This is a genomic window from Heyndrickxia sporothermodurans, assembly GCF_003055045.1.
Taxonomy (GTDB): Bacteria; Bacillota; Bacilli; order Bacillales; family Bacillaceae_C; genus Heyndrickxia; species Heyndrickxia sporothermodurans.
On record NZ_NAZB01000023.1, the window covers coordinates 125,262 to 136,941 of the forward strand.

An 11,680-nucleotide genomic window follows, 5' to 3' on the forward strand; every position below is an offset into this window, starting at 1 on the left:
AGTATACGTTCTAAAAAAAAGTAAAGAGTTACATTCTTTTTTTACAAAAAACATTCTAAAAGGCGTTTTAAAGCTAGCATAAATGTTTTGAATTTGTTTATAATGGTAAGTATGTATTTTGCAATTATTTTTAAACTCTGCCCTTTTTTGCTCCTAATATATAGGAGTTTGAAATAGAGAAAGGAAGTGCGAAAGTTGAGTTTACAGCAATTATCAAAAGAAGAATTACGTGAAATGTCACTTATTGAGCTAGGTTATCAATATTTAGAGCAAAACAAACAAGCATTATCTTTTAATGAGTTAGTTGAGGAAATTGCTAATCTCCTAGGTATACCAATGGAGGATATGCGCTCTCGAATGGTCCAATTCTACACAGACTTAAATATTGATGGACGATTCATCAGTCTAGGTGATAACAGATGGGGCTTACGTATATGGTATCCTTATGATCAAATTGACGAAGAAGTAGTAGCGCCTGTTAAAACGAAAAAGAAAAAATCGAAAAAGGTTGTCGAAGAGGAAGACGAAGATCTACTGGATGATGAAGATCTTGATTATGATGATTTAGATGACTTTGAGGATGAAGATGATCTAATCGATGATGATGAAGAAGTAGATGACGAAGACTTTGATGAAGATGATGATGAAGTATTTGAAGATGATGAGGAATTAATTGGCGAAGACGATTATGACCTAGGTGAAGATGAAGAAGATGATCTTGACCCAGAAGAGGAAGAAGAGGAAAAATAATCTTTCTTGACTTCTTTCCATTAGGAAGGTAGTATTTTATTTGGGCTCCTTAAAAAGGACGAAGAATGAATATTCTAATGCTCCCCTTAGTAAATAAGGGGGGCATTTTTATTTTTTTAACCCTACTTAATCAATTTAATTATCAGATTAACTGATACAATATTGTGACACAATAACATCAAATAGAAGGGGGAAGAAAAGTGACAAAATACATTTTTGTAACCGGTGGGGTTGTTTCTTCACTTGGTAAAGGAATTATTGCTGCATCTTTAGGAAGATTATTAAAAAATCGAGGATTGAAAGTGACAACGCAGAAATTTGATCCGTATATTAACGTCGATCCCGGAACGATGAGTCCATATCAGCACGGTGAAGTGTTTGTAACAGATGACGGTGCTGAAACAGATTTGGATTTAGGACACTATGAGCGTTTTATCGATATTAATGTAACGAAATATAGCAGTGTCACAACAGGCAAAGTGTATTCAGAGGTATTAAGAAAAGAAAGACGTGGCGAATACCTTGGAGGTACAGTACAAGTTATCCCTCATATTACAAATGAAATTAAAAGTCGTGTGTTCCGAGCAGGTGAAGTAACAGATTCCGATGTTGTTATTACAGAGATTGGAGGAACGGTAGGAGATATTGAGTCATTACCTTTCTTGGAGGCTATTCGTCAAATTAAAGGTGATGTAGGTCGCGATAATGTTATGTATATCCATTGTACACTTGTGCCATATATTAAAGTGGCTGGTGAAATGAAAACAAAACCAACACAACATAGTGTAAAAGAACTGCGCAGCCTTGGTATTCAGCCAAATATAATTGTTGTTCGTACGGAAATGCCTATTTCTCAAGATATGAAGGATAAAATAGCGCTATTCTGTGATATTGATGAAAAATCAGTAATTGAGTCCAGAGATGCAGATACTTTATATTCAATTCCATTGGCCCTACGTGACCAAAACCTCGATCAAATCGTTTGTGACCATTTGAAATTACAATGTCATGAACCAGATATGACTGAATGGGTGGGGCTTGTAGAAAAGGTAAGGAATTTATCAAAAGTAACAAAAATAGCTTTAGTTGGTAAATATGTAGAATTACAAGATGCGTACCTTTCTGTAGTCGAAGCATTAAAACATGCAGGATATGCTTATGATGCGGATATTGATATTGATTGGATAAATGCTGAACATGTCACAGCGGAAAACGTTCAATCTTTATTAAAAGATGTTGATGGAATCTTAGTTCCTGGTGGATTTGGCGATCGTGGCGTAGAGGGAAAAATTTATGCTACTCAATATGCGCGTGAGAACAAAGTGCCATTCCTTGGTATTTGCTTAGGGATGCAGCTAGCTTCCGTTGAATTTGCACGAAATGTTCTTGGGCTTGAAGGGGCTCACTCCGCAGAGCTTGACCCAAATACAAATTATCCAATTATCGATCTTCTCCCAGAGCAAAAGGATATCGAAGATTTAGGTGGAACACTTCGTTTAGGACTATATCCTTGTAAAATTGAAAAAGGAACAAAGGCATATGAAGTTTATCAAAATGAAATGATTAACGAACGTCATCGTCATCGTTATGAATTCAATAATGAGTATCGTGAACAAATGGAGAAAGCAGGATTTGTTTTCTCGGGGACAAGTCCGGATGGGAGACTTGTTGAAGTGGTTGAATTGAAGGATCACCCATGGTTTGTTGCATCACAATTCCATCCAGAGTTCACTTCTAGACCAACTCGCCCACAACCATTGTTCCGTGGATTTATTGGAGCGGCATTAAATAATAAATAAAAAAATCCCTTAATGGGATTTTTTATTTATATTCTTCGATAATTTCATCGAAAGTAAGCTTAATACAATGATAAATAAACAATGCGGCCATAGAGGTTGGGAAGCAAATTCGCTCGCCGCTTTCTGTAGGAAGCATAGGCTTTAATAGAGTAGTATTAATATGTATTTCCGCTAGTTTAGACAAATCATTTTCATCACTTTTCACGTCACCACAGATGGAAATAAAAGGTACACCTTTTATTTCAAGTTTTTCAGCAAGAGCTAATGCCTCGGCATCATTGGAAAACCTTGATAGAAGAATAACACGATCCGTGTCAGACACATCATCCAGTTTCGTAAGCCGCAAAGCACCTTTCAATCGCTCCGCACCTTCCAAAGCCTCTAATGTAACAGCCTCCATTTCATTAAATCCTTTAATATATATTTTTCCTTCCCCTATAGCAGCTTGAGCTAAAAACCTTGCACTATCTTCGATGGAAAACTGTTCTTTTTCATAAATTCTTGAAAATAAACCATTAACTTGGGTTAAAAACATCTTCATAAAATTAACACTCCTTAAAAACGAGATAATAAAAATATTTGTTCTAGCATATAATCCTATTTGTGCAGGAAAATGATTAACATTAATAGAATACACATATGTAGATGATACATAAAGCTTTGTAAAAGCAAAATAAAAGTGTAAAAATTTTATTAATTTTTTAGTATAATACAATAAGAGTAAAGAGAAAATTTTCTCAATTAACCAGATTTTCCAAATTAAATATACAAGGCCGATCATATTGAAAATTTAGACAAGGTTTATTTGGGGGGATTTTAATGGAGGAAAAAATATTAATTGTGGATGATCAATTTGGTATTCGTATTTTATTAAATGAAGTTTTGCAAAAAGAAGGGTACAAAACATTTCAAGCAGCAAATGGAGCACAAGCATTAGAAATTACAAAAAAATACGCACCTGATCTTGTGCTGCTAGATATGAAAATACCGGGAATGGACGGTATTGAAATTTTGAAACGAATGAAAGTACTTGACCCTAATATTCGAGTAATTATTATGACAGCTTACGGTGAATTGGATATGATTCAAGAGGCAAAAGATTTAGGGGCATTAACTCATTTTGCGAAACCGTTTGATATTGATGATATAAGAAAAGCGGTAAAAGATCATTTGCCTGTTAAAAAATAGAATGAAAAAATGCAAAATTCTATCTTTGCAAAATCCAATAAAGTTCATTGGAAAAAGAAAAATTAGTTTGGTATGATGAAAATGAAATTTTAACTTGTATGAAGTCAAATTGTTTGTTTAATCTATAGAAGAAGACACTTTAGAAAACCTTTATGGTTTAATGACCTGCCTAACTTAGGATGAAATAAACCATTTTGACGAATATCAAAGGAGGAAACAAGTCATGCCATTAGTTTCAATGACTGAAATGCTGAATAAAGCGAAAGATGAGCATTATGCAGTAGGTCAATTTAACATTAATAATTTAGAGTTTACACAAGCGATTCTTCAAGCAGCTGAAGAAGAAAAGTCTCCGGTAATTCTTGGTGTTTCTGAAGGTGCAGGACGCTATATCGGTGGATTTAAAACAGTTGTAAAAATGGTTGAAGGATTAATGGAAGACTACAATATTACTGTACCAGTTGCAATTCATTTAGATCACGGTTCAAGCTTTGAAAAATGTAAAGAAGCAATTGATGCAGGATTTACTTCTGTAATGATCGATGCGTCCCATCATCCATTTGAAGAAAATGTAGCAATTACTTCAAAAGTTGTGGAATATGCTCATTCAAAAGGAGTTTCTGTAGAAGCTGAACTTGGAACAGTTGGTGGACAAGAGGATGATGTTGTTGCCAATGGTGTAATTTATGCCGATCCAAATGAGTGTAAAGAATTAGTCGAACGTACTGGTATTGATACACTAGCACCAGCACTTGGATCTGTTCACGGACCATACAAAGGTGAACCAAACCTTGGTTTCAAGGAAATGGAAGAAATCGGTGCTGCAACTGGACTTCCACTAGTGCTTCATGGTGGAACTGGTATTCCAACAAAAGATATTCAAAAAGCTATTTCTTTAGGAACTGCGAAAATCAATGTAAACACTGAAAACCAAATTGCTTCTGCTAAAAAAGTTCGTGAAGTACTTGCAGCGGATTCTGAAGTATATGATCCACGTAAATACCTTGGACCAGCTCGTGAAGTAATTAAAGAAACAGTCATTGGAAAAATTCGCGAATTTGGTTCCTCAAATAAAGCATAATTGCTGATAAAAATATTTTAACATCTTTAGAAATACGCAAAGCTTGAGAAACCGCCTTTTTTGGGCGGTTTCCCTATATTAAAATTTTTAGGGGTGGAGAAAATGAAGTTTTTTATTGATACAGCTAATATTGATGAAATTAAACAGGCATATGAATTGGGGATTTTATCTGGAGTTACGACTAATCCTTCTCTCGTAGCGAAAGAGAACGTTTCGTTTCATGATCGCCTAAAGGAAATTACTAGTCTGGTTTCCGGTTCTGTAAGCGCTGAAGTAATTGCTTTAGATGCTGAAGGAATGGTGAAAGAAGGTAGAGAACTAGCTAAAATTGCTCCGAATATTACAATTAAAGTTCCTATGACTCCTGAAGGCTTAAAAGCTGTACATATTTTCGCTTCTGAGGGAATAAAAACAAATGTAACTTTAATCTTTAACGCGAATCAAGCATTAATGGCTGCAAGAGCGGGTGCAACCTATGTCTCCCCTTTCTTAGGAAGACTGGATGATATTGGACATAATGGGGTTGAACTTGTTTCAACAATTGCAGAAATTTTTTCTATCCATCAAATTGAAACAGAAATAATTGCTGCTTCGATACGTCATCCGCAACATGTAACAGATGCTGCTTTAGCTGGTGCGCATATTGCAACTGTTCCATTAAAGGTAATTAATCAATTATTTAAACACCCTTTAACAGACAAGGGAATTGATCAGTTTTTACAAGATTGGAATTCAAGTCAGAAAAATGGATAAAATCCCATATCTATACTATAAAAATTAATATTTGGAAAAGCTAATATTGTTAATCTATTGTATCATTTATGATATTGTTATTATCAGTGATACGAAGAGTATGATTAAGTCTATATACGTTTAGTTTTTTGAATATTAGTTTATTTTGGTTCATTCATGAGAAGAAATTTCTTCTGCCTTTTAGCCTTGCTGAAAGGTTGACCTGTATAAGTGAATAGTAAATTGTTCATTTATAGAGGTCATTAATGAACCAAATGTAAGTTTGTTTTAAATAACCAATTTCCATTGGTTGTGGAAGGGAGTCAAAAATGGAAAAACTGAAGATTGCAGGGGGATACCCGTTAAAAGGAACAATAAAAGTTAGTGGTGCAAAAAATAGTGCCGTCGCTTTGATTCCTGCTACTATCTTGGCTGAATCCCCTGTAACAATTGAGGGATTACCAGATATTTCTGATGTAGCTACTTTAAAAGTATTACTCGAAGAAATAGGCGGTACAGTCACTTTTGATGGTGATGATATGGTAGTAGACCCGACCAAAATGGTTTCAATGCCGCTTCCAAATGGAAAGGTGAAAAAACTCCGAGCTTCCTATTATTTAATGGGAGCAATGCTTGGCCGTTTTAACAAAGCTGTTATTGGCTTACCGGGAGGCTGCCATCTAGGACCAAGGCCGATCGATCAACATATTAAAGGCTTTGAAGCATTAGGAGCAAAGGTAACTAATGAGCAAGGTGCAATCTATTTGCGTGCCGACGAATTACGAGGAGCCCGTATATACTTAGACGTTGTTAGTGTAGGGGCAACAATCAATATTATGCTTGCTGCAGTTAAAGCAAAAGGAAAAACAGTAATTGAAAATGCGGCAAAAGAACCGGAAATTATTGATGTATCAACACTTTTAACTAATATGGGAGCAAAGATTAAAGGTGCTGGAACAGATGTCATTCGGATTGAAGGCGTTGAAACGCTCAACGGCTGCAGACATACAATTATTCCTGATCGTATTGAGGCAGGTACATTTATGTTACTAGGGGCTGCTGCCGGAGAAGGGGTCCTTATCGATAATGTCATTCCTCATCATTTAGAATCATTAACAGCGAAGCTTAGAGAAATGGGTGTTCCAATCGAGGTTGGAGATGAACAAATTTTTATCGGAAAAGGCGAAAAGCTAAAAGCAGTTGATGTTAAAACACTAGTCTATCCTGGCTTTCCAACCGATTTGCAACAGCCTTTTACTTCACTTCTTACGAGAGCAGAAGGATCATCAGTTGTCACGGATACTATTTATTCAGCCCGCTTTAAACATATTGATGAACTTCGACGAATGAATGCTAATATTAAAGTTGAAGGTAGATCTGCCATCATAAATGGTCCTGTAACTCTTCAAGGGGCTAAGGTTAAGGCTAGTGATCTGAGAGCTGGGGCTGCTTTAGTTATCGCTGGTTTAATGGCAGAAGGCATGACAGAAGTAACCGGTTTAGAGCATATTGATCGCGGATATAGTAATCTCGTAGAGAAGCTTGAAGGATTAGGAGCAACCATTTGGCGTGAAAAGATGACGGAAGAAGAAATGGAACAACAAAAAAGCTTATAACAAGGAAGGCTATGCTACAGTAATATGTTGATTTGAGCGAAACGTGTTTGCCTATTAATCGATGTTATCCCTCTATATTCCAAAATAGTACACACAATTTACGAATATTGTGCTACAATATAACAGAAATGTGTTATACTAATCTGTTTTTGTTGATAATATAGGGGGAAGAGTGATGGAACGAAGCTTATCAATGGAGTTAGTTCGTGTTACTGAGGCGGCAGCTTTGGCATCAGCCCGTCTTATGGGAAGAGGAAAGAAAGATGAAGCAGACGAAGCAGCTACATCCGCAATGCGTGATGTTTTCGATACGATCCCTATGAAAGGTACAGTTGTCATTGGGGAAGGAGAAATGGACGAAGCTCCGATGCTTTATATCGGTGAAAAATTAGGGACAGGATATGGGCCGAGAGTTGACGTTGCTGTTGACCCGCTTGAAGGAACAAATATCGTTGCATCAGGTGGGTGGAATGCGCTTTCCGTTTTAGCGGTTGCTGATCATGGTAACCTGCTTCATGCTCCAGATATGTACATGGACAAAATTGCTGTTGGACCTGAAGCAGTTGGACAAATAGATATCAATGCTTCCGTTTTAGATAATTTAAAAGCTGTTGCAAGAGCGAAAAATAAGGATATTGAAGATGTTGTTGCCACTGTTTTAAACAGACCAAGACACGAGCATATTATTGCACAGCTTCGAGAAGCTGGAGCAAGAATAAAGCTGATCAATGATGGTGATGTGGCTGGTGCTATCAATACGGCCTTTGATCATACAGGTGTCGATATTTTATTTGGTTCAGGTGGAGCACCGGAAGGAGTTATTGCTGCAGTAGCTCTAAAATGTTTAGGAGGAGAATTGCAAGGTCGACTCCTTCCACAAAATGAAGCCGAAGTAGAGCGCTGTGCAAAAATGGGTTTAGATGATATTCATAAAGTATTACTAATGGAAGATCTTGTACGCGGTGACGATGCAATATTTTCTGCGACTGGAGTAACAGATGGTGAACTACTCAAAGGAGTACAATTTAAAGGTTCCTATGGATCTACACATTCAGTAGTCATGCGTGCAAAATCAGGAACAGTTCGTTTCATTGAAGGGCAGCATAGTTTAAAGAAGAAACCAAATCTTGTTATTAAATAAGCTTTGTTAAAGATCACTATTAATATAACCGTTAGTTGATTGGAGCCGGAAATCAACAATTTGTATTAATATTGATCCATTACTATTTTAAAAAGAAAAGAATTCCTTCAAAATAAAATAAATTTGTACAGGTTTTGTCACCTGTACAAATTTATTTCCTTCCTTAGTATTGATTCTTTTTTGTAAATATGGTTAAAATAGATATTGTTTTGCATTTATATTAATAGAGTACTTCTCTAGCTTCTGAATCTTCAATATTTTCTTACAGGTTTATTTTATATAAACCTTCTTATTCAACCATTCCTTCATCTCTTTTAGGTGAATACTTCTTTAGTCGATATCATGATATAAAACAGGATTTCCCTTAAGATGAAATGAAATAAAGATATGAAATTTTGTTTTTGAAAAAATTAAAGTGTGGTGTAGATATGGAGAGCTTATCAATTTCAAGTCTTGATAATATGACATTAAAGGAACTATATGCATTAGCTCGTGAGTATAAAGTTTCTTATTATAGTAAATTAACAAAAAAAGAATTAATTTTTGCGATATTAAAAGCCCGCGCAGAACAAGAAGGCTATTTCTTTATGGAAGGTGTTCTTGAAATCATCCAGTCTGAAGGTTTTGGCTTCTTAAGACCAATTAATTATTCCCCAAGTTCAGAGGATATTTACATTTCCGCCTCTCAAATTCGTCGTTTTGATTTACGAAATGGCGATAAAGTCTCTGGGAAAGTAAGACCTCCAAAAGAAAATGAACGTTACTATGGATTGCTTCATGTAGAAGCGGTTAATGGTGAAAATCCTGAATCGGCAAAAGAGAGAGTACATTTCCCAGCATTAACTCCGTTATATCCGGATAGACAGATTAAATTAGAAACGGCTCCTAATAAGCTATCTACTCGTATTATGGATTTAATTGCACCTGTTGGGTTCGGACAGCGTGGTTTGATCGTTGCACCTCCGAAAGCAGGAAAAACGATGCTTTTAAAGGAAATTGCTAATTCTATAACAACAAATAACCCGGAAGCTGAGCTTATCGTTTTATTAATCGATGAACGACCTGAAGAGGTTACTGATATTGAACGATCAGTAAATGCAGAAGTAGTAAGCTCAACTTTTGATGAAGTTCCTGAAAATCATATAAAAGTAGCTGAACTTGTATTAGAAAGAGCGATGCGTCTTGTAGAACATAAACGTGATGTTGTTATACTTATGGATAGTATTACCCGTTTGGCTCGTGCATACAATTTAGTCATCCCGCCAAGTGGACGAACTCTATCAGGTGGTATCGATCCAGCAGCTTTCCACAGACCAAAACGTTTCTTTGGAGCAGCTCGTAATATTGAAGAGGGTGGAAGTTTAACGATTTTAGCAACTGCACTCGTTGAAACAGGCTCACGTATGGATGATGTAATTTATGAGGAATTTAAAGGAACGGGAAATATGGAATTACATCTTGATCGTTCATTATCTGAAAAACGTATTTTCCCTGCGATTGATATACGTCGATCTGGAACGCGTAAAGAAGAACTTTTAATTCCGAAAGAACATTTAGATAAACTTTGGGCAATTCGTAAATCTATGTCAGATACTCCAGATTTTGTGGAAAGATTTTTACGGAAATTAAAGAAAACAAAAACGAATGAGGAATTCTTCGAAGTATTAACAGCTGAAATGAAAGGCAACACAACAAACAGACGTACAGTGTAGGAAAGTGAATAAATGGAAGTATTGTGTTGTTGCATTTCAAAATATAGCTTGTTATAATATATCCATGTGTTTGTAAAAAAAATTCTAATGGTGTAGGAAAATTGTTTAAACTTTCCTTAGGAAACCATATAGAAATATATAACTCTGTTTCGTAATGACTCAGGGCAAAGGAGATGAAAAGAATGAAAGCAGGTATTCATCCAGGATACAAAAAAGCAATGGTTAAATGCGCATGCGGCAATGAATTTGAAACTGGTTCAGTAAAAGAAGAAATTCGCGTAGAGGTATGTTCTGAATGTCATCCATTCTACACTGGCCGTCAAAAATTCGCATCTGCTGATGGACGTGTTGATCGTTTCAATAAAAAATACGGTCTTAAAGAAAAATAAAATAATTATCAAAAACAGGCAAGAAAGCTTGCCTGTTTTTTATTTCTATAAATACGAATTAAAGGTCAATTTGAAATCGGAAAGGAACGAGTAAGATGTATGTTATGAACCATTCTGGCTGGATTGAGGTCATTTGCGGAAGTATGTTTTCTGGAAAATCAGAAGAGTTGATTAGACGTGTTCGACGTGCACAATTTGCTAAACAGAAAATAGCTGTTTTTAAACCGAAATTGGATAATCGATACAGTAAAGAATCAGTTGTTTCGCATAACGGTACCTCTGTCATTGCCCTTCCGATTGAAAAAGCTAGTGATATCTTTGAGAACCTACCTTCGGATATCGATGTCATTGCAATTGATGAAGCACAATTTTTTGACGAAGAAATTGTGGATGTTGCACAAACGTTGGCAAACAGTGGATATCGGGTTATTTTAGCCGGACTAGATCAAGATTTCCGTGGGTTTCCATTTGGCCCAATGCCAAAATTAATGGCGATAGCTGAAACGGTAACAAAATTACAAGCTGTTTGTACAGTTTGTGGTTCTCCGGCAAGTCGAACTCAACGCTTAATTAATGGTAATCCTGCATGTGCGGATGATCCCATTATTTTAGTAGGGGCATCCGAAGCATATGAAGCTCGTTGCCGTCACCATCACGAAGTACCGTCGGGTGTGAGTATATCGGGCGAGCAAATTGCTAATAAATAGTTCCTGTCAATGATAGGGACTTTTTGTTTTTGAAAATACATAACCATTTCCTTCATAGGAAAACATATTCCTATGGAGGTGTTTTTCATGTGGAAAAAAACAATTGGTTTTCTATTTCTGATAGCTATACTTTCGGGTTGTGGTTCCAACCAATTGAATGACAGTGCTACTACCAATGATGGAAATGATAAGATGAGGAAGATATCGAGTAACCCAACAGATCAGAATCCTAATATGGTTGATCTGAGACAAAATGACCCGGCAATTACGGTTGGTACGGATGTAGATAAGGCGAAGTATGTGGTAAAACGGTATAAAAATTATTATGATCCGAATGTTTGGGTGAATGGAAATAATATGTGGGTAACAGCCCATACGGATGATCGCTTAACAGCAAATGAACGTATGAAAGAGGAAGCCAAACTTCATAAAAAACTCATTCAAGCATTACCGAGATACGATATTAATGTAAAAATTGAAGAAAGATAAAAAAACTGCCAGAGCCAAAACGGATCTGGCAGTTTTGAATTAATGAGTTCTTTACTATGAAGGGATCTGTATAATA

12 protein-coding genes are annotated in these 11,680 nt (G+C 36.1%); 11 read left to right on the plus strand and 1 reads right to left on the minus strand.

The window, feature by feature from the left end; translation table 11 throughout:
• The first annotated feature begins 195 nt into the window (after window positions 1-195).
• Together rpoE and B5V89_RS11785 are read left to right on the plus strand one after the other, a co-directional pair.
• Entirely contained in the window at window positions 196-750 is a 555-nt protein-coding gene (gene rpoE / locus B5V89_RS11780; protein WP_108072171.1) for a DNA-directed RNA polymerase subunit delta, read from the plus strand.
• Window positions 751-950: 200 nt separating this feature from the next.
• Window positions 951-2,549 carry a CTP synthase gene (locus B5V89_RS11785; RefSeq protein ID WP_108072173.1) on the plus strand — a complete coding sequence of 533 codons (1,599 nt, stop codon included), beginning with the start codon at window positions 951-953 and terminating at the stop codon, window positions 2,547-2,549.
• A gap of 22 nt (window positions 2,550-2,571) precedes the next feature.
• Here the strand turns inward: B5V89_RS11785 and B5V89_RS11790 are convergent, their stop codons facing one another.
• Entirely contained in the window at window positions 2,572-3,090 is a 519-nt protein-coding gene (locus B5V89_RS11790) for a DUF2529 domain-containing protein (RefSeq protein WP_108072175.1), read from the minus strand.
• Window positions 3,091-3,368: 278 nt separating this feature from the next.
• Here B5V89_RS11790 and B5V89_RS11795 point away from each other — a divergent pair, with 278 nt between their 5' ends.
• The 9 genes from B5V89_RS11795 (at window position 3,369) to B5V89_RS11835 (ending at window position 11,604) form a co-directional block, all read left to right on the plus strand.
• The gene (locus tag B5V89_RS11795; protein ID WP_066235124.1) at window positions 3,369-3,737 is read left to right on the plus strand and encodes a response regulator; all 369 of its coding nucleotides are present in this window, start codon (window positions 3,369-3,371) and stop codon (window positions 3,735-3,737) included.
• 223 nt (window positions 3,738-3,960) lie between these two features.
• Complete coding sequence (locus B5V89_RS11800) at window positions 3,961-4,818, plus strand: class II fructose-bisphosphate aldolase (RefSeq protein WP_107920563.1); 858 nt, start codon at window positions 3,961-3,963, stop codon at window positions 4,816-4,818.
• A gap of 102 nt (window positions 4,819-4,920) precedes the next feature.
• Window positions 4,921-5,571, plus strand: a complete 651-nt coding sequence (fsa, locus tag B5V89_RS11805) for a fructose-6-phosphate aldolase (RefSeq protein ID WP_066235119.1) — start codon at window positions 4,921-4,923, stop codon at window positions 5,569-5,571.
• 308 nt (window positions 5,572-5,879) lie between these two features.
• A complete protein-coding gene (locus tag B5V89_RS11810) occupies window positions 5,880-7,166 on the plus strand; it encodes a UDP-N-acetylglucosamine 1-carboxyvinyltransferase (RefSeq protein ID WP_108072176.1) in 1,287 nt (428 codons plus the stop codon).
• A 175-nt stretch (window positions 7,167-7,341) separates the two neighbouring features.
• On the plus strand, window positions 7,342-8,307 hold the full coding sequence (glpX, locus tag B5V89_RS11815; RefSeq protein WP_066235115.1) for a class II fructose-bisphosphatase: 966 nt from the start codon (window positions 7,342-7,344) through the stop codon (window positions 8,305-8,307).
• Between the two features lie 428 nt (window positions 8,308-8,735).
• Window positions 8,736-10,019 (plus strand): transcription termination factor Rho, encoded by a 1,284-nt coding sequence (rho, locus tag B5V89_RS11820; RefSeq protein ID WP_066235112.1) that lies wholly within the window; start codon window positions 8,736-8,738, stop codon window positions 10,017-10,019.
• A 182-nt stretch (window positions 10,020-10,201) separates the two neighbouring features.
• The gene (gene rpmE, locus B5V89_RS11825; RefSeq protein WP_066235110.1) at window positions 10,202-10,408 is read left to right on the plus strand and encodes a 50S ribosomal protein L31; all 207 of its coding nucleotides are present in this window, start codon (window positions 10,202-10,204) and stop codon (window positions 10,406-10,408) included.
• A gap of 95 nt (window positions 10,409-10,503) precedes the next feature.
• Window positions 10,504-11,115 carry a thymidine kinase gene (locus B5V89_RS11830; protein WP_108072178.1) on the plus strand — a complete coding sequence of 204 codons (612 nt, stop codon included), beginning with the start codon at window positions 10,504-10,506 and terminating at the stop codon, window positions 11,113-11,115.
• A gap of 87 nt (window positions 11,116-11,202) precedes the next feature.
• On the plus strand, window positions 11,203-11,604 hold the full coding sequence (locus B5V89_RS11835; protein ID WP_108072179.1) for a hypothetical protein: 402 nt from the start codon (window positions 11,203-11,205) through the stop codon (window positions 11,602-11,604).
• Window positions 11,605-11,680: the final 76 nt, after the last annotated feature.